We start from the raw sequence: 24,511 nt of genomic DNA, 5'->3' as shown, positions 1-24,511 counted from the left end.
AACGTCCGCTTACATCTTTTTAATGCTTGGCAGCAGTATTATTTGTTTGAATCATTGCTGTACCTTAATTCATTTAATTTAAGGAGATGGTTCATTCGGTCCATCCGTGTTGACTGAAGGTCATCAGCTTGTTTTCTAAGGAAATTAGTCATATTAGAGAGTGTGCTTATCATTTCCTTATACTTTTCTTTCTTTTGGGTTTCATTTAGTGATTGGAAAGTATTTAAAAGGTTAGGAAGATCATGCTGAATCATACGTTTCATATGATGTTTTTCCTCCAGGTCGAGTAAATGAAAGTCTTCAGTGCATCGGAGGAGCTCGGAATATATATTCTCCAAACTCTTTTCTATATCAGGTGCAACGGCTCTATAATAGTTGCGCGTGTGCTCAGCTGAACTGAGTAACATTTTCAGTTGGCCTTTTTCATCTTCGGCAGGAGCCAAATTCTGTTCCTCCTGAACAGGATGGCCTCTTAATTCCTCGACATTCACATTTTCTCCGGAAAGGGAAAGATCCAGCCGGTGAATATGGTGAAAAAGCGAGAGAAATAAGGGGTGTTTCCGGATATTTCTTACAACTGTTTTTCCATTGAACTGATAATAAATTGTAGAATCGATAATTTTACCAAATCCGTTTTCCATCTTAACGTTTTTCCTGTAGATAGTGATATATACTCTTTTCTTAATATTTGATGGAGATTTGCTTGTGTCAGCCATTTCCAAATGGATTTTCTTTTGTTTTATCTTAATTTTATAAGCGAACCCCTGGATGCTCCGTTTAAAAGTTTTATTTAAGCGAGGCAGTTCGGACAGAGCAGAGAGATCTGAAATAAATTCCTCGGCTTCATAAACGAATTCTTTCGTATGCTCATTTAACAGCGCAGGTTCATTTAAAGGTTTCATATAGTTGGGCAACAGAGGGATAACCCAGTTTTGTTCCCATAACCGCTCACGCCAATTCACTGATTTCACCTCGCTAGCGGATTAATTTAACAGTTTCCGCTCCATTTGAGTATTTAGTTCGTCCATCTCTGTAATAAACTTTTTGCTCGATGCGATAATTCGTTCGTTTGACTGTTCAGTCATTTCAATAGCTGAGTAGACATCCTCGTATGCTTTTTTAAATGTCTCCAGCGCCACCGCTGGCTCTTCAAGTGTTTTTAATGTTTCTTCTGTATTGGATTTCAGCATTTCCGCATTATTTAACAGCATGGATTCCGTTGTTTTGTTTACGTTATGAACAGCATCGATGACTTTTTTCTGGTTACTGAGAGAGAGCTGAATGGATGCAGTAACAGTAATAATGTTTTTAGTCATGGTTATAGCATTAAAAATTGCTTCTTCAAGTTTTTCGTTATTTTCTACAATAATATCTACAGAGGCAAGCGACTGCTGAAGCACGAGCACCGCCTGCTGCATATTCTTTACTCTTGAAAGGACTTTCTGCTGCCCTTTTTGAACTGGTGTAGGGTCCTCCTGCCATTCATCTTTTTTCATTTCATCTTCAAGCATCACATTAAGCTGTTTCCCAATCTGGATCTGCTCATTTAACCCTTGAATTCTTTCACGGGCCACATCTTTTAACTGATGAAGCATGACAGTGTCTTCCTGAAGTCGGTCTTTCCCATGAAGCAGTGCTTCGATAATAGTATCCACTTCAGCTTCAATAGACTGATATTTCTGAGCGTACTTTTCAACCGGGCTTTTTCTAATCATTTTTGTTAAAAACTGTCTGAATTTGCCCTGCTGCAGATAATTAGGCTCTAACTCGCCTACAACTTCCTTAAGCTTTGAAAGCTGGTCAGGCAAATCGTGATTTGGCTCATTCATCATATCGCTGACTGGGCGTTTTAAAGCCTCGAGTGATTCACCTGCCTTCTCCTGCTCTCTGGCACCGAGTTTTCCTATTGAATCAAGGATTTCACCAATGCTTTGTTCATTCCGCAGATTTTCTATATAGTTCACCTTGTCCTCATTATTTTGAATATCAGAATCATTTTCCGATTTTGGCTGGTAGTTTTTATTTTCATCCACAGTTAAAACCTCCGTTTTTGAGGAAATTTATCTTATAAGTTTTTACGTTCTGTTATGAAAAAAAGTTTCAGGTTATGCGTATATACCTTAAATTATACAGCTATAAAACTGATGACACAAACTAAAGATACCCTCCTGCATAAAATAAATAAACTAAACTCCCTGATGGAATATGGTAAAATGGTAACAGGATATTGGAAGTGATTTCTTTTTTAGGGAATAGAAAAATAAGCCGCTTACAATTTTTGGGCCGGAGGAGTTAAATTATGCTGTTAGTTATGTTACTAATTATTAATAGCTTAATATATTTATTTTTGAATATGTACAGGTTTCAATTTACCAGTCATATAAACAGAAAAATTTTTATTGCAGCTGGTGTCCTTTTTACAATTGGAAATATCTTATTACTCGGTTTAGACCATTCAGGATGGCTGGTTTTTTTTCTACTGTACATTTTTGCCGCTGCATATGGTTGGATGGGGGCTATGACGGTTGCCGCGGTTATGGCGGGTCTTTTATTGTTATTTAATTTATATACGCTGGAAGTCTGGATCATGGCAGCGGGCGGATACGTTTTATTTGGATTATCGACCGGGGGAATACTCTATTACTTCCGCCGGCATAACACACAATTGAAACAATGGCAGGAATTTTTCTATAAACAATCCAAAAACCTTCATGTATTAAGAGAGGTGTCACTAGCACTGCAAAGTACCCTTAAATTGGACAAAGTAATACACATTTTTTTAACAGCGGTAACAGCGGGATACGGTCTGGGATTCAACAGAGCCTTTATTCTGCTTCAGGAAGAATCGAACCCAAATCAATACTCCGGGCGCCTTGGAATAGGGCCCTTAAGTATGGAGGAGGGGCATGTTATTTGGGAAAATGTCGTGATGCAAAAATTAACATTACGTGATTTTATCAAGCTTCAGCGGGAAGCAGAAGTAAATGATCAGGAATTAAATCGAAAAATAAGGTCTTACTCTTATACAATTAATGAAAAACAGCCATTGTGCTACCATGTATTATCAGAGATGGAACCTATCATTGTTAAGGGAGAGGTCGATAAAGAAGACAGACTGCTGAAACATATGAAAGAGACGTTTTCAATGAAAGAATTTGCTGTTATCCCTTTGTTAACCCGTGGAAAAGTGATTGGATTAATGATTATAGATAACATAGTAGATAATGAACCGATAAAGCATGAAGATCTGGATAATATCATGCCGCTTGCAACACAGGGAGCAATGGCAATCGAGAACGCCATGCTCTATGAGAAATCAGAAAACACTGCGATTGAAGATGCTTTAACCGGATTGAAAAATAAGAGGTTTCTGGACAGGATGCTTCCACACTTACTTGAAACAGCTGCTGCTAAAAATAATTGTTTAACAGCTCTTGTGCTCGATATTGACCATTTTAAAAATTTTAATGATACGCATGGCCACCTCTTAGGAAACGAAATATTAATTCAGTTTGGGAGGCTGTTAAAAAAAGCGGTAGCTAAAGAGGATGTCGTGTGCAGGTTTGGGGGAGAAGAATTTATTGTTCTCCTTCCGAAAAAGACCTTACGGCAAGGTGAAAAAACGGCTGAACTTATTCGTACAGCAGTCAGGACCTATCCATTTAATGGAAGAGAAACCCAGCCCTTGCACCGTATAACTGTAAGTATAGGTGTAGCCAGTTATCCGGAACTGGCAGAAAGCGGCAGTGACTTAATCCAGAAAGCAGATGAGGCTGTTTACCGTGCAAAAAAGAAAGGACGCGATCAGGTGGCCGTCTACTGCGAACAAGAGAGAGAGGTATATTTATGATTCAGTTAACTGGCGCGTTTCTAACTATTTTTTGTTTCCTAAGTACCATTCTTTTAAGTAGATCTTTTTTAATCTTCCTTATAAAATGGAGCTCAAAGAAGAAACTTGTTAAGTTAAATAAACAGGTTAAGGATATTTATTATTCTTATGAAGAATTGACTTATTTTGTTTCTCTTCCCAACAGAAACCCGGATATTTTTCAGGCTCCGCTTTCCAGCTTTAAGGCTGAACCGGTATTCAGATCGTTTATCTTCCCGGAAATTGAAGGGTTGAGAATATATCTGAAAACAACAGAGGGAGAGACACATATTGCTTATATGAGTTCAGATAAATTAAGAATTCCTGCTCTGGACCGTTTTAAACATGAAAATTTAATTAATGAGAAAGAGCATCAGAATATGAAATTATACATATTGATTCACCCGGTCACAAAAATAGCTTTTATTGATGAAGTTTATAGACAGATCAGAAGGGATGACCGGATATTAATTATAGATGAACCGGTCTGAATTAGACAGGAGTGAAAAGAGTGTCTTCAGAACTGAAACAGCTTCATTATCATTCCAAAATAGAACGGCTTGGTCTGGAACCTGTGCCGAAGCATTTAAAAACCACCACAGCAGCTGATTATACTAAAATACAAATGGGTGTCTCCGTGAATGCAGGGAATATGCTTGTTCCTGCTCTGGCCGTTTTGGAAGGCGGCCTGTCGTTTACAGGAGCCGTTTTATCTACAGTTGCCGGCGCGTGGATTGCTTTTTTATTTGTCTCACTGCTGTCTCTGCCCGGGGCGAAATATGGTTTGCCGGCACAATACGTCATTAGAACAATGATAGGGGATAAAGGAGCCATGTGGCTTTCTTCGCCTGTGAGGACTGTTACTTCTCTTTACTGGTTCAGTGTACAGACCATCGGCGGCACATATATGGTTCAGGAAATTTTAAGCCGGGGATTTAACATTTATCTGCCATTTACACTTTTGTCAATGGTGCTGGCTGTCGCTATGGTCTGCCTTGCTTTAATAGGATTTCAGGCCATTCGGAAAGTCACAGCTTATTTTATTCCTCTTTTATTATTTTCAGCAGCTGCCATGTTTTATGTATTTATTACTTCTCACCCGGAAGGGGCCTCGTTTACGGAGGTTATTTATGGGGAAGGAATGGGCAGTATACCTGTGATGCTTTTTTACGCGAGTCTTGCGTTTGTTCAATATATTTCAGGAGTCAGCTCATCTGCTGATATGGCCCGTTACAGCAAGTCGTCCAAACATGCTTTTTTTGGCATTTATATCGGCAATGGTTTAGGATTTTTAATTACTGCTTTGCTTGGTGCTTATACAGCTGCCGCGGCGGGTCACTGGAATCCTTTTCTGATTAGCAGCCAATGGACCGGATCGGCCATGTTATTAATTGTAATAATGGTTTCGGCTTTATTCAGTATGCTAACTATCAATATGAACAATGCTTATACAGGGGGATACAGTTTACTGAATACTTTTCCTAAACTTAAAAGAATCAGGAGTGCTCTTCTTTTCGGCGGGGCGGGAATTATTTTAAGCGGTTTTCCGCAGGTCGTTGACGAAGCGGAAGTTTTTATTTCTGCGTTAGGCGCGTTAATTATTCCGCTGTCCGGTGTCATAGTTGCTGACTATGTAATAGTAAAAAAACTGTCCATACCGGCAGAAGCGTTAAATTATCTGGCTAATGGAGGAAATAAAATAAATATTCCTGCGTTTATGACTGTTTTTGCGGGAATCTTGACCTACCTTTTTATTCCAGAAGGCTATTCCCCGGGCTTCGCTGTTTTTAACCTCTCTGTGCTGTGTTATACAATACTTTATTTAATGACTAGGAGGCGTCATCCATGTGTATTATAGGTACGGCTCTGAATGTGCATCCGGACTATCCATTTATAATGGCAGCTAACCGGGACGAATTTTATAACAGAAGAACTAAGGAAGCTCACTTCTGGCCGGAAGATCCTTCTGTACTCGGAGGAAAAGACTTGGAAAGAGGAGGGAGCTGGCTTGGGATTTCTTCGTCAGGGGATTTGGCAGCTCTCACTAATGTCAGAAGACCATCTTCTGATAGTGATGCTTTAAGGTCCCGGGGGGAACTAATAAGTTCGTACTTTAATAAAAGGAACACTTTCAAACAGAATCTGAATATGAGAGACAAGTATGGCGGCTTTAACCTGTTATACGGTAATCTGAATAAACTAACTTTTATCACTAACCAGTCTGGAGACAAAAAGGTTCTAACCCGCGGTATCCATGTTTTAAGTAACGCCTCTTTAAATTCACCTTGGCCTAAGTCTCTTATGTTAAAGAAAGGAATCGAAAAAAGCACCGCCTATACGGGAAGCAGGCTGGTTGAATATTTACTCCAGCTTCTTTCATTTAATGAGCCATTTGCCGACAAGGAATTGCCGGATACCGGAGTAGGAATTGCCCTCGAGAGAAAACTCTCTCCTGTATTTATCCAAACTGAAAACTATGGGACCAGAAGCAGTACGGTTATTCTGGCTGACCGATCCGGGAATATCACCTTTACAGAAAAAAGTTATGTACCCGAATTTCTGAGCATTACCTATCATTTCCCTGTTAGAAAAACCTGATGCTGCTAGGCAGAATAGAGATCTCCAGTGGGGTATGCCCGATTAATTCTCCATCGCCTTGAATTAATACTGAAGCTTTAGTAGTCACAGTCATCTGTTTAGTTTTAAGGCATGTCACATACGGAAGCTTTGTGTGAAACTTAAAAAATACTGCAGGCAGCACTAAAAGTAACTTAAACCATGATAACCGGTGGACAACAGTTACATCCATTAAGCCGTCCTGAGGATCTGCCTGCGGACATACAGGAATGCCCCCTCCATAAAAAGGGGTATTACCGACCGCAGTAAGCCAAACTTTAGTAAAGTTATGTTTTTGGCCGTCTTGTTGGGTCAGTTCCAGTGAATAGGGGGTAAAGGAACCGAGAATGGTAATAAAAGTAATTAAATAGCTGAGTTTGCCGAGTCCAATACGATTCAGCCATTTTTTCAGTGAAGAATTACGTGTCCTGGCAGCGGTTTCTGCGTCTATTCCCACTCCCGCTACAGAAAGTACGAGGTGATTGTTTACTTTAATGAGATCGTATGTGTCAGGTGTTCGCGTTAATATTCTTGCGAACGCTTTTTCGTGCTGTAAAGGAATATTAAGTGCCTTTGCAAAATCATTGCCGGATCCTGCCGGGACGAGGCCAAAAGGAAGGTTGAACTGGTGTAATTCATTTATTGCCCGGTGCAAAGTACCATCTCCTCCTACAACCACAATTCCCAATAACCCGCTTTTCTTTTCCTTAATAAAACTTTTTACCTGCACCCAAAAATCATCCTCTTGATAATCATGGGTAAAATATGGTACAAAAGATGTGTCCAGTTTAATTGTCAGCTTCTGTGCAAAATCTTTAAAAACAGATTGTCCTGAATGCGAGTTTACAATTAAGAGATACATTGAGAGGCTCCTTAACAATAATTTGAATAAGAGTAAGTTTCTCGTATTATAGCATTTTTGTTTAAAAAGACGTACATGGGAGATGAGGATAAGATGATAAAGTGGGTAACTTTAGGTGTGTTTTTTGCCATGACGTTTGCAGTCTGGGGGGTATTTTTTAATTTAATATCCATTGACCGTCTTGGTGAAACGGCAGAAATAGAAAACTATGAGGCGGACAGTGACTCGGGATCTTCAGTGAGCAGGGATGTCTCTGATACTCCCGGAGTCTCTAATGAAAGTGAAAGTAAGAAACAGGAAGCTCCTCTTAAAAACGAACTGGAGGAAGAGGAATTACAACTGATTGGAGAAATAACTTTTTCCGAAGAGCATATCCCTGAAGTGAGAGAAGGAGATGCAATAGGGTTTGGAGCAGGCGTACCCATCGAAGAATTACTTAATTCATTGTCACTAAGTGAATGAAATATGAACTTTATTTGAGAATTTAGTATGTTTATAGTAAAATCCTGTCTTAGCCTTTATAATAGAGAGTGTAATACTTGCAGTTTGAGATTAAGGTTGGGGGGGTTAGTATGTTATCCAATATTGGAATTCCCGGTTTAATATTAATACTTGTAATCGCGTTAGTGATATTCGGGCCTAAAAAGCTTCCGGAGATAGGTAAAGCGATGGGCCAGACATTAAAGGAATTTAAGAATTCTACAAAAGATCTTACAAAAGATGATGATGATGAATCAGTAAATGGCAAAAAATCGGATGACCAACGATAAATTATAGACGAAGAGGTGTGAGGTGTCTTCCATCTTACATCTTTTTCATGTTTAAGGAGAGACCAGCGATGACTGATCAAAACATGAACATCCTGGACCATTTGGATGAACTGCGGACAAGAATAATGATCGTGTTAGGAGCTTTTATCGTCTTCTTTATCGGGGTCTTTATTTTTGTGAGGGATATTTACGAATGGTTTACAAAGGATCTTGAGATGACCTTAGCTGTACTGGGTCCTTTGGATATTATAATTATTTATTTTACAATTGCGGCGGTTCTTGCTCTTGCACTGACTGTTCCGGTGTTGATTTTTCAAATCTGGCTGTTTGTTAAACCTGCATTAACTGAAAAAGAAAAGAGAGCCACTATTATTTATGTGCCTGCTTCATTTATTTTATTTGCGGGTGGTCTGGCATTCGGCTACTTTGTTGTATTGCCGATTGTCCTGAACTTTCTTATAGATCTTGGAAGCGGAACATTTGAAACCATGTTTACAGCAGATAAGTATTTTCAGTTTGTCCTCCGTATGACCCTCCCGTTCAGTATATTATTTGAGATGCCGCTTGTTGTTATGTTTCTAACAAGTATTGGAATAATCAGTCCTGAGGCGATGAGGAAAAACCGTAAATACGCTTATTTTGCATTAATTGTCGTCAGTGTTCTTATTTCGCCGCCTGATTTTATTTCGGATGTATTAGTTATTATTCCGTTATTGCTTCTTTATGAAATCAGTATTAACATGTCGAAGATTGTTTACAGGCGAAAGCTGAAAAGGGAAAAGGAAAGTACCGAAGAATCCGGCAGTTAACTATACTACTTACTTTACACTGTGTTTTTGGCAGCCTGACAGCTGCCTGAAACACAGTTTTTTATTAATTTCAAAAAATTGTCATTAAATAACACTCTCACCTCGCCACGTAAATCAGGCAGCAAAAAAACTAATCAGAGCCGGCCTGAAAGCCATTTCAGAAGGGGCGGGATAAGATGGCTTTGAAGGCCGGAAACAGTTTTACGGTTAACAAAAATAAAGCGTGAAGCGTGTTGTCTGGTTACTCTTTCACTAACTTTTCATATTTTTAAAAAATATTAGCTATACGTGATTTTTATCACTTTTTTAATTTACCCTCCTTTATACAATATAGATAAGTTAAACCGTTATTAAAATTAAGGAGGGATCCTATGAAAGTTTCGAGGAGAAGCTTGCTGAAAGCCTCAGCAGTGACAGCAGCATTAGCAGCTGCAGGCTGTTCGAAACCTGTCGTCAGAGAAACTGAACAGATGAGAGCTGCGGCTGAAGGTAAGCTGTCAGTTGAGCCTGATGAATGGAAAACAGGTGTCTGCAGATACTGCGGTACCGGCTGCGGCGTACAGATAGGCATTAAAGAGGGAAAAGTAATTTCTGTTAAAGGAGATCCTGAAAACAGATCAAGCAAAGGGTTAAACTGTATTAAAGGCTATTATCTGGGCAAAGTTATGTACGGAAAAGACAGGCTGACTAAGCCGCTGATCAGGGAAGATAATAATAAAAAAGGGACGATGGAAGGGTTCAGGGAAGCGAGCTGGGAAGAAGCGCTGGATCTAATTGCTGATAACTTAAGAAAATCCCACGAAAAAGATCCCCAGTCTATAGCATTTTGGGGATCAGGCCAGCAGACAATTCATGAAGGATATATTTCAAGCAAACTTTGGAAAGCAGGACTGTTAAATAATAATATAGACCCAAATGCCCGACTCTGTATGGCAAGCGCTGTCACGGGCTTCATGAGCACTTTTCAATCAGATGAGCCGATGGGCTGTTACGAAGACTTGGACAAAGCAGATGTATTTGTAACATGGGGAGCTAATATGGCGGAAATGCATCCGGTTTTATATTCAAGACTCTTGCACAGAAAACAGACTGCCGACCACGTCAAACATTATGATCTAACGACCCGCTACTCCCGTACGTCAGAAGCTGCCGAAGAAACATTAATTTTCAGGCCTCAGACAGATTTGGCTATCGCCAATGGAATAATAAGATATTTAATTGAACATGAGGCCTATGATAAAACATTTGTAGAAGAGCATTGCCAGTTTAAAGCAGGAACGGAAGATTTAGGGCATTCACTTGAAGATGATTATGATGAAACAGAAAAAGGAGCAGCAGCAACAGAGTCATGGAACGTCAGTTTTCAAGAATTTAAACAAATGGTGGATCCATATACGTTAGACTATGTGGAAGAAATTTCAGGCGTACCAAGAGAACAGTTGGAAGCGCTGGCAAAAGAATTTGCAGACCCGGATAAAAAAATCATGTCTACGTGGACTATGGGGGTTAACCAGCATACAAGAGGGACATGGATGAACAACTTAATATATAACATTCATTTATTGACCGGGAAAATCAGCAAGCCTGGAAGCGGACCTTTTTCATTAACCGGTCAGCCGAGCGCCTGCGGGACCGCTCGGGAAGTTGGGGTTTTCTCACACAGGCTTCCCGCGGATCTGGTGGTCAACAATCCTGATCACCGCCGGTTTGCAGAGATGATATGGAATCTGCCTGAAGGGTACCTTGAAGATATAAGTGAGCCGGGTTTTCATACCGTGAAAATGTTTAGAGAACTTGCAAACGGAAAAGTTAATTTTCTATGGAGCATGTCAAATAACTGGGGCCAGACCATGCCCAAAGCCAACAGATACCGCGGAGTTGATGAGGATGGAAAAGGAGTTCTCGATGCGTTTATCGTCGTAAGCGAAGTCTACCCGACTCGGTCTACCGAAATGGCTAATGTGGTACTGCCTGCAGCTATGTGGGTTGAAAGAGAAGGGATGTTTGGAAACGCAGAGCGGAGAAATGCTATTTTTGAGAAATGTACAGAGCCGCCTGGAGAAGCTAAATGGGATTTATGGGCATTAGTCCAAGTCGCTAAACGTGTATTGGAAGGTAAAAAAATCGGAGGCCAGGATGCGTTTGATTTGTTATTCGGTAAAGGCGGAACAGACATATGGGACGATAAAACGGGTGATTTGAAAGCTGATCAGACAGAGGTCTGCCGAAATGTATGGGAAGAATACAGAAAATTCTCCAGCCCTCATTTACATGAAAGTATAGATGTTCAGGAGCTTGGGGAAAAGTTAAAAACGAAAGCTAAGCAGCTTGCTCCTTATGATGAATATTTAAAGCAGCATGGAATATGCTGGCCTGTCCGCGAAGTTAACGGAGAATGGATGGAAACAAAGTGGCGTTATGCAGATGGCACGCAGGAAGAAGGATTTGACCAGATAGGCGTTAAAGAATTTGGAGAGCAGGGGAAATATGATAAATTATCATTTTATAAGTCCGATGATAAAAAACCATCAGTTATTTTCCGGCCGTTTGAGGATGCGCCTGAGATCCCAGATGATAATTACCCCTTCTGGCTTTGTACAGGGAGAGTACTCGAGCATTGGCACAGCGGTTCTATGACAAGAAGAGTTCCTGAACTCCATCGTGCGGTGCCGGAAGCTTTTTGCGAGATTCATCCAGAGGACGCCGAGAGACTTGAAATCAGTGAAGGAGACTGGGTGAAAGTTAAAACGGTGCGGGGGGAAACAAAAGTGAAAGCGACATTAAACGGACGGGGAAAACCGCCTAAAGGCTATTTATTTGTACCCTTCTTTGCTGAAGAAACATTAATAAATGAAACAACGCTTGATGCCTACTGTCCAATCTCTAAACAGCCTGATTATAAAAAATGTGCCGCAAAACTGGAAAAGGCTTAGGGGGGCTGGAAATGTTTAAATTACTATTATCTAAAACTCTATTACTTTTATTGTCTGCCGCTTTCATATTTACAGTGGCAGCATGCAGCGGAAATGACGAGGCTGAAGAAGCGGAAGCTGAAAGCTTTACGCTTCCCCAGTTAACAGAAGAAAGAGCTGACGCGGCGACAATGGTCCTCGTTTCAGCACCTCCTGTTCAGCCCGAAGACCATGTGAACAGGTGGAATGCAGAGCAGCAGGAAGCCAGCTGTTTAACTTGCCACGAAAATGAAGATACAGGAGCTGCCATGCTTCCAGACGATCATTATATAGATAATAATCGTGAAAACGACGTGTACCGTACCTACTGTATACAGTGCCATGGGGAACAGAAGGACGACAAGCCTGGTTTCAACAGAGACGCCGGTGATTAAGGAGGTAAGAATTATGGTCATTTCCAGCTTTATTGCAGAATTCACACAAAAAGAGAGGGAGCGTGTCCGTACTGAGCTGGAGGAATTCTCAGGGGTGGAAATTCATAAAGTGATAGACAATACTAAATTTATTCTCACTCTGGAAAAACGAACCTTAGATGAAAGTTACAAGACAGCTGACAGAATGTCAAAAATATCCGGCCTGACTCACCTTTGTCTCGTTTATACTAATTTTGAAGATGAAGTGGCCGGCCATTCCCAGGCAGAAACATGAAAACACAGGAGGAATTAATGAACCGAAGAGACTTTATAAAAGTGAATATGAAATCATCTTTCCGGTTCCTGGCAGAATTCGTAAATTCTGCCTATGAGGAAGATTCAACTATTATACGGCCTCCAGGTGCCGAATGGTCTTTTCTGTCAGCATGCACAAGGTGCGGGAAATGCAAGGATGTTTGCCCGCAAAGTATTATTAAGCTTTTTAATGAAAAAGGCGGTACTGCTTACGCCTTTACCCCTTATATTGACTTAACAGTTAATCCGTGTACGATGTGCGGAAAATGTACAGAGGTATGCCCCACTGATGCACTGACAGGGGAAAATGGGCAGGAGCTTGCGAAAGTCACATTTCATTCCCATCATTGCTTAACATACGAAGGGGTACTATGCGATTCCTGTATACGAAAATGTCCTGAAAAAGCATTATCACTGGACAAAACCGGGCGTCTGGAACTTAATCAGGAATTATGCAATGGATGTGCGGTTTGCCATCATGCATGTATACAGTCCGTCAGTCCGTTTTCTTTTCACCCGTAAAATAAAAAGCTGGCCGGACATCCGATGTCCGCCAGCTTTTTATAATTTTATATAATTAATATCTTTATTTAAATGAATGTCTTCAAGAGCAGACACGATTTCTTTGAGGGAAGATGGATCATAACAGTCATAATTATCAATATCCAAATGTAAAACTGGAGATTCACTAAATTCTGCAATCCAATTCCTGTATCTGTTATATAAATCCTCCCAAAAAGTGACTGGTGTATTGATTTCCATTTCTCTGCCACGGTTATTTATACGATTCATAATACTTTCGAAGCTGCCATCAATATATATTAAAACATCAGGTCTGGGAAAATACGGAGACATGACCATGGCTTCAAAAAGGGATGAATAGGTATTGAAGTCCCTGTCAGTCATATTTCCCTGATCATACTGCAGCCTTGCAAATATTCCGGAGTCTTCATAAATACTACGGTCCTGGACGTAGCCTAAACCTTCTTCATACATTCTTTTCTGCTGTTTATATCTTTCGGCAAGAAAATACATCTGTAAGTGAAAGGACCACATTTTAAAATCAGAATAATAGTCTTCCAAATAAGGATTTCCATCCACTTTTTCAAAAGCAGATTTAAAACCAAGTGCTTCTGAAAGAGCCTTGGTTAAAGTCGATTTGCCCACTCCGACAGTTCCTGCCAGTGTAATAAGGGCACTGGCAGGAAGACGGTGATTAATTGGTTCCATATTAGCCACTCCAATAATTTATAATAATGAACGTTTATGAGTTAACGCGTAATCAATCTGATCAGTAATACGCTGAAAATCACCATCTCTCTGGACAAAATCCATATTGTCCCCATTAAATGGAAGGACTGGGACATGCGGATAAACCCGGTTATGATCTCTCATAAATTGAGTGTAATCTGAAGAGAGCTGTTTAAGATAAGCAGGATCAATAGACTGTTCTATTTTCCTTCCTCTTAATTTAATACGGTCCAGCAGCGTAGGGAGACTGGCATGCAGATAAATGATAATATTTGGTTTAGGAAGATCGTCAGTTAAAATATTATAAACCCTGTCGTATTTTTCAAAATGATGGTCTTTCAGCGTTTGTTTGGCGAATAAATGATTTTTAAAAATGTGATAATCACTAACGACAGGATGACCCTTTGCCAAATATCGAGTATATGTATCTTCCAGCTGTTTAAACCGGTTGCAGAGAAAAAACATCTCCGTTTGAAAACTCCACTCTTCAATATCTTCATAGAATTTTGAAAGAAAAGGGTTTTCATCTACGATTTCTTTTAAGAGATAATAGTGATAATGCTCCGACAGCTTTGTTGCTAATGAAGTCTTTCCTACTCCAATCGGTCCTTCAATAGCAATAAAAGGAGCATCGAACTGGTTGCCCAATGGTGAGTTCCTCCTTGCAAGAATAATATAAAGTAAATAATAATGCAGAATCAGCTCGAAATTTAGCGGAAACATTCTTATTCTAACATAAATATCTCCTATTTGACTTTGACGATATTAATTAATTCATGCAAAAGACAGCCATAACTTAACATTGGGTTTTATCTATAGTATTATAAAATTGTAATCTGGATGTGTAAAAGGGGTGCTCATGTGAGTGGAAAAGTAAAAATTGTAACTGATTCGACCTTAGATATACCAAAAGAAGAAATAAAAGAGCTGGATGTCACTGTTGTTCCTTTGTCGGTAACAATTGACGGGACGTCCTACTTGGATGGTGTGGATATTTCATCAGCTGAGTTTTCAGAAAAGCTCGTAAAGGCAAAGGATATACCTCAAAGTTCACAACCTTCTGCAGGTTCTTTTCTGGAAGTTTATGATCAACTGGGGAAAGATGGATCTTCTATTATTTCCATCCATATGTCAAGCGGGATGAGCGGCACATATACATCTGCTAAGACTGCTTCAGAAATGACAGACAGTGAAGTCACGGTGGTGGACTCGCAATTTATTTCCGTTGCTCTGGGGTTTCAAGTGAGAGAAGCTGGAAAGATGGCTAAGGAAGGAAATAGTGTAGAGGAAATCGTTGAACGGCTGAAAGAAGTCCGTTCCAACAGTTCGCTGTACATCATGGTAGATACATTGGAGTATCTAATGAAAGGCGGCAGAATAGGAAAAGGCCGGGCTTTCGTCGGCTCCCTTCTGAAAATTAAGCCGATCGCTTCATTGGAAGATGGCGTTTACACCCCTGTAACAAAAGTGAGAACCCACATGCAAATGTTGAAATTTATGAAGAAAAAATTTCAGGAAGAAGCCCAGGATAAAGTTGTCAAAGGAGTAGGTATCGCTCAAATTGAAGCAAAAGATCTCGCGAGACAACTGAAAGAGTCATTAAGAGATGTCTCAGGATTTGATGATATATCTATTATTGAAACTACCCCTATAATAAGCACACATACCGGGCCGGGGGCTCTTGCGTTAATGTATTACTTTGATGAAAAGTAAGGTGATCAGAAAGTACATCTGACATAAACAATTAAGAAGCTGCCTCAAGGACAGCTTCTTTTATTTATTTCAGGTTAGTTTTTCGATTTTTACGGCACACGCTTTGTATTCTGCTGTCCCTGAAATAGGGTCAAATTCATTAATGGTTAAGACGTTAGTCGGCACCTCGTTCCAGTGGAAACTCATAAATACGAGGTCAGGCTGCACTTCTTCAGTCACTCTCGTTTTAACTGTTACTTCTCCACGCCTCGAACTGACGCGTACATACTCCCCGTCAGCTAAAGACAGCCGTTCTGCATCCACAGGGTGTATATCCACAGTTTCTTCAAATTGTTTTCTTTTAAGAGTATCAGGGTAATATTTTGTCTGAGTGTGTGTATTGTAAGGCTCATACCTTCTGCCGGTGGTCAAGGTAAAAGGATACTCTTCATCTGGCATTTCCACTGGTGCTGTGTAGTCTACCGGAGTAAACGGAGCTGTTTGTCTGTCGGCACCTTTTGCGTGAAGTTCCTGATGAATCAGGGCAGTTCCAGGATGCTTTTCATCCGGGCAGGGATATTGAAGGCTCAATTTCCTGTCTAAACGTTCATAAGGCATACCCCCGTAAAGATGAGGGGCGACTTCCCTTACTTCATTCCAAATGTTTTCCGCTGAGTCATAATCCATCGGATAACCCATTCTTTCAGATATTCCGCATAATATTTTCCAATCATCGAGAGCTTTTCCTGGAGCAGGAACTGCTTTTCGTACACGCTGGATTCTCCGGTCAGTATTTGTATATGTCCCTTCCACTTCAGCCCAGCCTTTCGCAGGGAGGACCACATCAGCAAGCATGGCGGTTTCTGTCATAAAGAGATCCTGGACGACCAGAAAGTCCAATTTTTTAAAAAGTTCGGTCGTATGGTTTTGATGCACATCAGCCACTACAGGATTTTCACCAATTACATATAAAGCTTTCATTGATCCGTCTTCCATTTTTTCAAGCATGCCTGTCTGTGTTTTACCAACATGGGGGTTTATCGCCTGCCCCCACATTTTTTCAATTTTATTCCTGTAAGAGTCATCTGCAAGAGGTATGCCGCCCGGAAGCTGATTAGGCAGACATCCCATGTCACCAGCCCCCTGGACATTATTCTGCCCGCGCAGAGGCATAATTCCAGTCCCTTCACGTCCAATATGTCCGGTAATGAGCGCCATGTTAGCAATATCAAAGACATTGTTGACTCCGCAATGGTGTTCAGTAATACCCAGTGTATAGCAGATCAATGCCCGGTCCGCCTGAGCATAAAGTCTGGCAGCTTCAATAATGTCTTCTTGTGGAACTCCGGTAATCACTTCTGCTTTGGCAGGAGGGTAATTGGCAACATGCTGTTTAAGTTCCTCGAAATTCAATGCTGTCTGTGTTACAAAATCTTCGTTGTACCACTTATTTTCAATCATGACATTCATCATACTGTTCATTAATGCGATATCTGAACCTACTTTAAGAGGCAGATGCATCTCTGCTGATTTTGTCATGCTTATTTTTCTCGGGTCGATAACTATTATTTTTAATCCTTTCTTTGCAGCTTTCTTCATCCTGTTAGCAATAATCGGATGAGCATCCGCCGTATTAGAGCCGATTAACAGCAGCACATCTGCTTTTTCTACGTCCATAATTGAACTGGTTGGAGCACCGTTTCCGAATACAGTCGCCAGACCGGCGACAGATGGAGCATGTCACGTCCGGTTGCAGCCATCAATATTATTTGTCCCCATGACAGCCCTGGTAAATTTCTGGGTGACATAGTTGACTTCATTAGTCGCTCGGGCGCAGGCAAACATGGAGAAAGCATCCCCGCTAAATTGTTCTTTTATTTGCGTCAGCTTGTTTGCAATGTGAGTCATAGCTTCATCCCAGGAAGTCTCTTTAAATTCCCCGTTCTTTTTTATTAGAGGTGCCGTAAGCCGGTCTTCTGAATGAATGTAATGGTAACCGAAGGCTCCTTTTATACACGTTTGCCCCTGGTTTACCGGAGCGGATTTATTTCCCCTTACACGTATGATCCGGTCATCTTCCGTTTCTATTGTTAAACCGCACCCTGTTCCGCAATAGCCGCAAGTTGTTTCAATTTGATTTTTGACAGGCATCCTTTTCAGTCCTTTCCTTGAAGTCTAAATACTTTTCTATCTATTAATTTTATCATTTGGTGAGAGCGCTTTCTCGAAAAATAAATGGAGATTCAATGAACTATTTATATGATAATGTATAATTAATTGAGCATGATTTACCATTTAGATACAATAGAGTGAGAAAAACCAAGGAGGATGAGGGCAAGTTGGAAAAGACAGGACTAGTGTTAGAAGGAGGGGGAATGAGAGGCGTCTTTACAGGCGGGGTATTAGAGTACTTTATGGAAGAAAATATTCATTTTCCGTATATCGTAGGGGTATCTGCTGGTGCATGCAACGCTGCTTCATATATTTCCAGGCAGGCGGAACGAAATAAAGCTGTAACTATAGGATACGCCCACCATCCCGACTACATTTCTGTAAAGCGGCTCGTCCGTTCCGGTGAATTATTTAATATGGACTTAATTTTTGACCGGATTCCCAATAAAGAACACCCGTTTGATTATAAGGTATTTTTTAAATCTGAACAGTATTTTTATGTAGGGGTCACGGATTGCCATACAGGTGAAACGATTTATTATGAGAAACAGGAGCTTGAAAGTGCTTTTAATAAAGTGCTAAGGGCTTCCTCATCTCTTCCTATGGTGGCGCCTGTTGTGGAACATGAAGGCCGTTGTTTGCTTGATGGGGGCATCAGTGACCCTATTCCTTTAGAGCGTTCAATGGAAGACGGCAATCAAAAGCATATTATCGTGCTTACACAGCCAAGAGGGTATTCGAAAAAACCTGCGAAAAGAGGGATGTGGTATTTTACGAGAAAATATAAGGACTACCCGGGACTGATTGACGTAGTGAAACTGAGGTCTAATATTTATAATAAACAGCTGGACCTGGTTGAAAAAATGGAAAAGGAAGGTAAAGCTTTTGTGTTCAGGCCTGACCATCTTCACGAGGTGACAAGGCTTGAACGAAAAAAGGACAAGCTTGAAGCCCTTTATGACCATGGTTACGAGATAGCTAAAAATCAGTTTGACCAATTGTCGGAGTTTTTAAATAAATAGAAAAAGACTGGAGGATATTCTATGATTTCATTTGGAAAGCCGAAAGTAGAACAGTTTTTTAAAACCTATAATATTACTAATTTTACTTTGACAAAAGACGAAACAAAACTTTTATTTACTTCTAACTTAAACGGAAGCATGGCTGTTTGGGCTGTGGACCCCGATCGGCCTTTTCCTTATCTTTTTTCTGACAGTGGCCAGGCGGCCAGTTTCCTGAAAACAGATCCGGAAAACCGGTATATTTTGGCGGGTTTTGATAATGAAGGTGACGAAAATTATCATATTTATGCTCTTCCGTTTGAAGGGGGAAAAGCTAAAAAGCTTATAGGCGGAAATGAAGGTAAAGGAAAGTATTTCTTTGCCTTCTTGTCAGAAGACGGGGAACGAGTCTACTATTCTACAAGCGAGGGGAATCCTCAATTTTTAAACTCATATGTCTACAGTATTCCGGATGCCTCACACACTTTAATTCACGAAGGAGAAGAATCTCCTAATTATATTACAGCGGTTTCAAAGGACGAAAGATATATTATCATAACTAAGATGTTTGCCAATACTTATAAGGTCGGTTATATAAAAGATACTTCGACAGGGGAAGCCTGGGCCTTAACTGAAACTCCGGAAGAGGAGCATGAATTTTCAGATGCTGCCTTTTTATCAGCCAGTCAAATCGTTTATGTAACTAATGAAAACAGTGAATTTTCCTATGCAGTCGTTTATGATTTTATGAAGAAAGAACCCGTGCAGACTCTTAAACTGGAGGGGGAAAGTATCGAACAAATAAAGTGGGACGAACAAAACCGTATGCTTTATATTGTGTCAGCCCCCGGGGTGGAAGACCGGCTCTACAAGTGGGACTTTTCGGAAAATGAGCCGGTACGAGTCGACTTGCCTGTTGACACGATAGATCAGTTCACCTTATCCGCCGAGGGGAGCCTCTATATTCTGGGCCGGTCAAGCACACAGCCTTTCAATATATTCAGACAGAAAAAAGGAACTTCGTGGGATGTTGTAACTGAAAACAGAGTTATGGGAATTAACGAAGATCAGATGGTGTCGCCTGAAATTGTCTCTTACAAAAGTTTTGACAATAAAGAAATCGAATCACTATGGTTTAAAGCTAAGAAAGAAAATGATAATGGACATGTTATTTTCTGGCCGCATGGGGGGCCTCAGGCGGCCGAGAGAAAAATGTTCAGGTCAATGTTTCAGTCGTTCCTTAACAGGGGTTATTCTGTCTTTGCACCTAATTTCCGAGGGAGCACCGGCTACGGAGCGACATTTAAAAAGCTGGTGGAACAGGACTGGGGAGAAGGGCCCCGTCTTGATTGTGTTGAAGGCATTGAGTGGCTTTTTAAGACGGGAAAATGCGACCGTGACAAACTGTTTATTGTCGGAGGGAGTTATGGTGGATACATGACGCTCCTTCTTGCCGGGCGTCATCCTGACTATTTTAAAGCCGTAGTCGATATCTTTGGTGTGTCAAATTTATTTACTTTTATTAATTCAGTGCCGGATCATTGGAAGCCGATTATGAACAGGTGGGTGGGTGATCCGGAAAAGGATAAAGACAGGTTAACTAAAGATTCACCTATCACTTATTTAAGTTCGATGACACAGCCGATGTTAGTTATCCAGGGAGCAAACGATCCAAGAGTAGTACAGGAAGAATCAGATCAGATAGTAAACGCTCTTCGTGAACAGGGGACAGCAGTTGACTACCTCGTACTTGAAGATGAAGGACATGGTTTTTCCAAAAAGAAAAATGAAATAAACGTATATGAAAAGATTCTGGCATTCCTGGATAAACATAAATAAACCTTTCTTCAGTTATTTCAAGCACCCTGAATTTTAGATATGAGCTAATATTCAGGGTGCTTTTTGTTTTGGTTCTTTAAAAGCGCAGTGATGATTAAACATCCGTCTCTCAGAAGATGGAGCATAATTGCGACAGCGGTTATTGCATTCTCAGAAAAAGGATCTTCCGCCTGTTCACCTGCGGTTATCTACCGCAGGGAATAGGTCGCCCTTTCATGTCATAATCACCTACCCCATGTTAAAATGAAGAAGGATAAGAACTAAAATCAGCAGTATAGTGAGGGAAACAGGATGAACCGGGCTAAAAGTTACCGTATATTAATTATTCTTCTATTTTTTGCATTTGTGAGTTTATTATCGCGCTCATTAGTTTATTTAGTTATTTCAATTACGATCGCTGTGCTTATTGTTGTTCTCTTAAGCAGGGACGTAAAAGACCGGGAACGGAGAAACGATGAGAAAAGTTTGGAGAACAGAGCCGGCAAAGGTAAGGGGAGCTATGAAAAAAAAGACTCAGGTTCACCCTTTTCTTACGTTTTCCCCATCCTCTTTCTTGCTTCAGGGGCTCTAATGGCTTCCTATGGTTTCACTGGTTATTTTGAAATAGAAGGGATTTTTCATAAGCTTGGCTGGATCAGTCGTGAACCCTTTGTGCAAATAGTATTTTTTTTAGTGGGAATATTTCTTGGTCTTTATGGGTTGACCGCTTTATTAAAAAAATGGCTTAGTTAATCTGCATATATAAAGCAGGAATCCGGGAGAGCTGAGTGCTGTCCCTTTTCATTTTCTCAGCAATTGCGCTATAATTATATTTTGATTCTCGAAATATAGGGAGAAAGTGTATGTGATTATTATGCAAAAACGCAATCTGCTTATCATGTGGATAGCCAACTTTTTTGTCGCTGCGAGTGCCACTATGGTCTTGCCGTTTATTTCTTTATATATTGAAACTTTCGACTCATTTTCTGATGCCTACGTCCAGAGGTGGTCAGGGTTCATATTTGGAATCACTTTTCTGGTGGCATTCTTTGTTTCTCCTTTGTGGGGCCGTTTCGGTGATAAATTCGGCAGAAAAAAGATATTATTAATTACAGGCTACGGTATAGCTTTATCTATTTTCCTGATGAGTTTTATAAATTCTGTGGAGGGCCTTTTCATATTAAGGATGTTTATGGGAGTAGTCACAGGCTTTATTCCCACCTCTATGGCTTTGATCTCGGCTCAGACCGAGAAAGAAATCGCTGGAAAAGTACTTGGAACTTTGCAGATGGGTACTGTTTCCGGAGGACTGTTCGGTCCTCTTCTTGGTGGACTTCTTGCTGATTCGGTAGGCTTCACCTATACTTTTTTTATAACCGGAATAGTCATTAGTCTTGCAACTACCTTTGTTTTATTCGGTATTAAAGAAGTGACGGTTAAAGAAAATCAAGCCAAGGAGCCTAAACGGACGATGAAGGAAGTGATTCAGTATGTTCTGGCAGACCGGATTCTGGTTATGGTTATGGTCGCTTCTCTTATAGTCCAGACGGCTAACTTCAGTATTCAGCCTCAGTTAGCCCTGTATGCAGGGCAGCTGTTAACAACAGAAAATATAGCTTTTCTTGCCGGGCTTGCTTTTTCAGTAACAGGACTTGGTAATCTTATTGCAACAAGGTTCTGGGGGAGCCAGGGAGACCGAGTCGGCCACGCGCGTATTCTTCTTATTTGTTTAATAATTGGCGGTATATTTTTTCTGCCACAAGCATTTGTAACAAATATATGGCAGCTGGTTATTCTCAGGTTTATTTTCGGAATGGCAATAGGGGGTATTATACCTTGCGCTACAGCCTATATACGCCAAGCGGTCCCTGTTTCAATGCAAGGGGAAGTGCTTGGATATAATCAGAGCTTCAGATTTTTAGGAAATGTGGTTGGTCCGGTTACAGGCGGCATAGCAGCAGGAATTGCAGGTATTTCATCTGTGTTCTATATGTCTTCGTTGTTATTCTTTGCCGCTGCTCTTATGCTCTTTTTAATTCTTAAAGCGCATGCCCGTAAGTTAAATATAAAAAAAAGTATTTCTGTTAATGAATAAAGGGTAAATTTCCTGGTAGCATGTGACGAAAAGCAAGTGTATTAAAATACCAGTGCAGACTTTAATAGATTAAAAGTATTTAAAAAAGGAGGATCCAGCCGTGGTTCTGACAAAAAAAGAGAAAAAACTGCTTATCAGAGTCTTAAAGAAAGAAAAGCGCCGGGTTTTCGGATCTAAAGAAAATAAGCAGGAAATCAGCCAGCTTATAGACAAACTGGAACAAAGTACAAGAAATGAGAAGGTTAATGAAGTCAATCCTTCCAAGTTATAATTATAAAAGAAGTTTCAAAGTTCATATTTAGCTTTGAAACTTCTTTTATTAATAAATTGATTAAATCCAGTCAAAAATGGTAACTTTCACAAATTCGTAAAAAAATTTCGGGGATTTTGTGAAAATATTAACAAAGTCCTTTTACACCTTGCATTTTTCATTTAAAGTCATAGTAGGAACAACAGAGACGATGATTTGGAAGGTGGTATTATTATGAAACAAAAAAACAGGTGGTTAATAGCCTTATCAGCGGTAGCCATCCATTTATCCATTGGATCAGCTTACGCCTACAGTGTTTTTCAAAATCCTTTAGCAGCCCAGCTTGGCTGGGAACAGACACAGGTCTCCCTCGCTTTTACGATTGCAATTTTCTTTCTGGGCATATCAGCGGCTTTTTTTGGTCCGTTTGTAGAAAAAAAAGGCCCAAGAACAGCGGCATTGTGTGCAGCCGTCCTGTTCTCTGCGGGATTAATCGGTTCTGGAATTGCTGTACAGATTGAATCGCTCGCACTTTTCCTGTTTTCTTACGGCGCTATAGGTGGTATGGGGCTTGGACTGGGATATATTTCTCCGGTTTCAACGTTAGTCAAGTGGTTTCCTGACCGCCGCGGGTTAGCGACAGGTATGGCAGTATTCGGTTTTGGAGCTGGGGCATTGATCGCTAGTCCTGTAGCTGCTCAGTTAATTAATACTGCTGGTATTTCTGCAACTTTCTTTATCCTGGGAGCTACTTTTTTTGTATTAATGGTTTCAGGAGCACTTTATATTGCAAGACCTCCTCAAGGATGGAAACCTAAATCAATGCTTGAAAAAGAAGAAAAAGAGAAGACCCCTGTAAAAGAGGATTTAGCCCAGTTAACAGCTAAAGAAGCAGTCAAGACAAAACGTTTCTGGATGCTTTGGGTGATGATGTTTATAAATATTTCAGTAGGAATCATGCTTATTTCTGTTGCGTCGCCAATGGCGCAGGAGAAAGTCGGAATGACGGCAATTGCTGCAGCAAGCCTGGTAGGAATTATGGGGCTGTTTAACGGAGGTGGAAGGATTGTGTGGGCCTCTGCCTCAGACTATATTGGTCGTGCGAGAGTATACACTATCTTTTTTACTGTTCAGCTTGCAGCATTTCTTATGCTTCCTACAGTTACAAACGCCATTTTATTCCAAGTGTTAGTATTAATTGTTATTTCTATTTACGGTGGCGGTTTTGCTTCTCTTCCTGCTTTTATAGGCGATCTGTTTGGTACGAAGCAGCTTGGGGCCATCCACGGTCTGCTTTTGACATCGTGGTCAATGGCTGGGGTAGTCGGACCGATGGTCGTCTCGTATGTAAGAGAGGTTACAAACAGTTACAACCTCACCTTTTATATTTTTGCCGGTTTCCTGTTAGTCGCTTTTATTACTTCTCTTGCTATGGCTAAAAATATTAAAGAAGTGAAAGAAGAGAAACGAGTTAAGAGGGTACAGACAAAAATGGCCTAAAATGATATATTTTTCTTTTGCGCTGCCCCCAAATATCGGACCTGGTCTGGTATTTGGGGGTTTAGCATTTATAAACAGCTTTTCACTCTTTAATCTTTCAGAAAATAGGTGTATACTGTGTAATGTTATGAATAAATGTGAGAAAATATTTTTCTGATACCGCTTTT

General features: G+C 40.4%; 24 protein-coding genes and 1 pseudogene. 18 read left to right on the top strand and 7 right to left on the bottom strand.

Going from position 1 to position 24,511, the window contains the following annotated elements:
* Positions 1-38 precede the first annotated feature (38 nt).
* Both BMW59_RS00570 and BMW59_RS00565 read right to left on the bottom strand, forming a co-directional pair.
* Complete coding sequence (locus BMW59_RS00570) at positions 39-902, bottom strand: hypothetical protein (RefSeq protein ID WP_177174133.1); 864 nt, start codon at positions 900-902, stop codon at positions 39-41.
* 81 nt (positions 903-983) lie between these two features.
* On the bottom strand, positions 984-2,033 hold the full coding sequence (locus BMW59_RS00565) for a toxic anion resistance protein (RefSeq protein WP_425441242.1): 1,050 nt from the start codon (positions 2,031-2,033) through the stop codon (positions 984-986).
* A 266-nt stretch (positions 2,034-2,299) separates the two neighbouring features.
* On the opposite strand from BMW59_RS00565, the gene BMW59_RS00560 reads away from it, so the two are divergent.
* The 4 genes from BMW59_RS00560 to BMW59_RS00545 are packed head-to-tail and all read left to right on the top strand — an operon-like array spanning position 2,300 to position 6,466.
* Entirely contained in the window at positions 2,300-3,850 is a 1,551-nt protein-coding gene (locus tag BMW59_RS00560; RefSeq protein WP_093047067.1) for a sensor domain-containing diguanylate cyclase, read from the top strand.
* Positions 3,847-4,359 carry a hypothetical protein gene (locus tag BMW59_RS00555; protein WP_093047066.1) on the top strand — a complete coding sequence of 171 codons (513 nt, stop codon included), beginning with the start codon at positions 3,847-3,849 and terminating at the stop codon, positions 4,357-4,359. The genes BMW59_RS00560 and BMW59_RS00555 overlap by 4 nt, the downstream gene beginning before the upstream one ends.
* 20 nt (positions 4,360-4,379) lie before the next feature.
* A complete protein-coding gene (locus tag BMW59_RS00550; RefSeq protein WP_245732886.1) occupies positions 4,380-5,726 on the top strand; it encodes a purine-cytosine permease family protein in 1,347 nt (448 codons plus the stop codon).
* Positions 5,714-6,466: an NRDE family protein gene (locus tag BMW59_RS00545; protein WP_093047065.1), complete on the top strand. Its 753-nt coding sequence runs from the start codon at positions 5,714-5,716 to the stop codon at positions 6,464-6,466. The genes BMW59_RS00550 and BMW59_RS00545 overlap by 13 nt, the downstream gene beginning before the upstream one ends.
* Here BMW59_RS00545 and BMW59_RS00540 read toward each other — a convergent pair.
* Complete coding sequence (locus BMW59_RS00540; RefSeq protein WP_093047064.1) at positions 6,453-7,346, bottom strand: diacylglycerol/lipid kinase family protein; 894 nt, start codon at positions 7,344-7,346, stop codon at positions 6,453-6,455. The genes BMW59_RS00545 and BMW59_RS00540 overlap by 14 nt on opposite strands.
* A gap of 93 nt (positions 7,347-7,439) precedes the next feature.
* On the opposite strand from BMW59_RS00540, the gene BMW59_RS00535 reads away from it, so the two are divergent.
* The 7 genes from BMW59_RS00535 to BMW59_RS00505 all read left to right on the top strand — a co-directional run bounded on the left by BMW59_RS00535 (position 7,440) and on the right by BMW59_RS00505 (position 13,087).
* Positions 7,440-7,808, top strand: a complete 369-nt coding sequence (locus tag BMW59_RS00535) for a hypothetical protein (RefSeq protein ID WP_093047063.1) — start codon at positions 7,440-7,442, stop codon at positions 7,806-7,808.
* A 110-nt stretch (positions 7,809-7,918) separates the two neighbouring features.
* Positions 7,919-8,116, top strand: coding sequence for a twin-arginine translocase TatA/TatE family subunit (locus BMW59_RS00530; protein WP_093047062.1), 198 nt, complete (start codon positions 7,919-7,921; stop codon positions 8,114-8,116).
* A gap of 68 nt (positions 8,117-8,184) precedes the next feature.
* A complete protein-coding gene (gene tatC, locus BMW59_RS00525) occupies positions 8,185-8,925 on the top strand; it encodes a twin-arginine translocase subunit TatC (protein ID WP_093047061.1) in 741 nt (246 codons plus the stop codon).
* Between the two features lie 371 nt (positions 8,926-9,296).
* On the top strand, positions 9,297-11,858 hold the full coding sequence (napA, locus tag BMW59_RS00520; RefSeq protein WP_093047060.1) for a nitrate reductase catalytic subunit NapA: 2,562 nt from the start codon (positions 9,297-9,299) through the stop codon (positions 11,856-11,858).
* Positions 11,859-11,869: 11 nt separating this feature from the next.
* Positions 11,870-12,271 carry a nitrate reductase cytochrome c-type subunit gene (locus BMW59_RS00515; protein ID WP_177174132.1) on the top strand — a complete coding sequence of 134 codons (402 nt, stop codon included), beginning with the start codon at positions 11,870-11,872 and terminating at the stop codon, positions 12,269-12,271.
* A gap of 13 nt (positions 12,272-12,284) precedes the next feature.
* Positions 12,285-12,545 carry a chaperone NapD gene (locus tag BMW59_RS00510; RefSeq protein WP_177174131.1) on the top strand — a complete coding sequence of 87 codons (261 nt, stop codon included), beginning with the start codon at positions 12,285-12,287 and terminating at the stop codon, positions 12,543-12,545.
* Positions 12,542-13,087: a 4Fe-4S dicluster domain-containing protein gene (locus tag BMW59_RS00505; protein ID WP_093047057.1), complete on the top strand. Its 546-nt coding sequence runs from the start codon at positions 12,542-12,544 to the stop codon at positions 13,085-13,087. Before BMW59_RS00510 ends, BMW59_RS00505 begins: the two co-directional genes overlap by 4 nt.
* A gap of 39 nt (positions 13,088-13,126) precedes the next feature.
* Here BMW59_RS00505 and BMW59_RS00500 read toward each other — a convergent pair whose 3' ends face one another.
* Positions 13,127-13,795, bottom strand: coding sequence for a deoxynucleoside kinase (locus BMW59_RS00500; RefSeq protein WP_093047056.1), 669 nt, complete (start codon positions 13,793-13,795; stop codon positions 13,127-13,129).
* A gap of 18 nt (positions 13,796-13,813) precedes the next feature.
* Positions 13,814-14,464 carry a deoxynucleoside kinase gene (locus BMW59_RS00495; RefSeq protein WP_245732885.1) on the bottom strand — a complete coding sequence of 217 codons (651 nt, stop codon included), beginning with the start codon at positions 14,462-14,464 and terminating at the stop codon, positions 13,814-13,816.
* Positions 14,465-14,656: 192 nt separating this feature from the next.
* On the opposite strand from BMW59_RS00495, the gene BMW59_RS00490 reads away from it, so the two are divergent.
* The gene (locus tag BMW59_RS00490; protein WP_093047054.1) at positions 14,657-15,529 is read left to right on the top strand and encodes a DegV family protein; all 873 of its coding nucleotides are present in this window, start codon (positions 14,657-14,659) and stop codon (positions 15,527-15,529) included.
* 69 nt (positions 15,530-15,598) lie between these two features.
* Here BMW59_RS00490 and fdhF read toward each other — a convergent pair whose 3' ends face one another.
* Positions 15,599-17,494 carry a formate dehydrogenase subunit alpha gene (gene fdhF, locus BMW59_RS22350; protein ID WP_342739453.1) on the bottom strand — a complete coding sequence of 632 codons (1,896 nt, stop codon included), beginning with the start codon at positions 17,492-17,494 and terminating at the stop codon, positions 15,599-15,601.
* Between the two features lie 3 nt (positions 17,495-17,497).
* A pseudogene (locus BMW59_RS22345) lies at positions 17,498-17,659 on the bottom strand (hypothetical protein); the annotation flags it as partial.
* A gap of 188 nt (positions 17,660-17,847) precedes the next feature.
* Between BMW59_RS22345 and BMW59_RS00475 the strand changes: the two are divergent.
* The 6 genes from BMW59_RS00475 (at position 17,848) to BMW59_RS00455 (ending at position 24,344) form a co-directional block, all read left to right on the top strand.
* The gene (locus BMW59_RS00475) at positions 17,848-18,702 is read left to right on the top strand and encodes a patatin-like phospholipase family protein (RefSeq protein WP_093047051.1); all 855 of its coding nucleotides are present in this window, start codon (positions 17,848-17,850) and stop codon (positions 18,700-18,702) included.
* A gap of 21 nt (positions 18,703-18,723) precedes the next feature.
* Positions 18,724-20,520 carry a S9 family peptidase gene (locus BMW59_RS00470; protein ID WP_093047050.1) on the top strand — a complete coding sequence of 599 codons (1,797 nt, stop codon included), beginning with the start codon at positions 18,724-18,726 and terminating at the stop codon, positions 20,518-20,520.
* Positions 20,521-20,811: 291 nt separating this feature from the next.
* Positions 20,812-21,252, top strand: coding sequence for a hypothetical protein (locus tag BMW59_RS00465; RefSeq protein ID WP_093047049.1), 441 nt, complete (start codon positions 20,812-20,814; stop codon positions 21,250-21,252).
* A gap of 121 nt (positions 21,253-21,373) precedes the next feature.
* Entirely contained in the window at positions 21,374-22,594 is a 1,221-nt protein-coding gene (locus tag BMW59_RS00460; protein WP_281244194.1) for an MFS transporter, read from the top strand.
* Between the two features lie 100 nt (positions 22,595-22,694).
* Entirely contained in the window at positions 22,695-22,865 is a 171-nt protein-coding gene (locus tag BMW59_RS21460; RefSeq protein WP_177174130.1) for a hypothetical protein, read from the top strand.
* A gap of 213 nt (positions 22,866-23,078) precedes the next feature.
* Positions 23,079-24,344, top strand: coding sequence for an L-lactate MFS transporter (locus tag BMW59_RS00455; RefSeq protein ID WP_093047048.1), 1,266 nt, complete (start codon positions 23,079-23,081; stop codon positions 24,342-24,344).
* The last annotated feature ends 167 nt before the right edge of the window (positions 24,345-24,511 follow it).

Origin of the sequence: Salipaludibacillus aurantiacus (assembly GCF_900111295.1) — a bacterium.
GTDB lineage: Bacteria > Bacillota > Bacilli > Bacillales > Salisediminibacteriaceae > Salipaludibacillus > Salipaludibacillus aurantiacus.
Note: the sequence above shows the minus strand (reverse complement) of the source record. Positions and strands in the feature narration are given on the sequence as shown.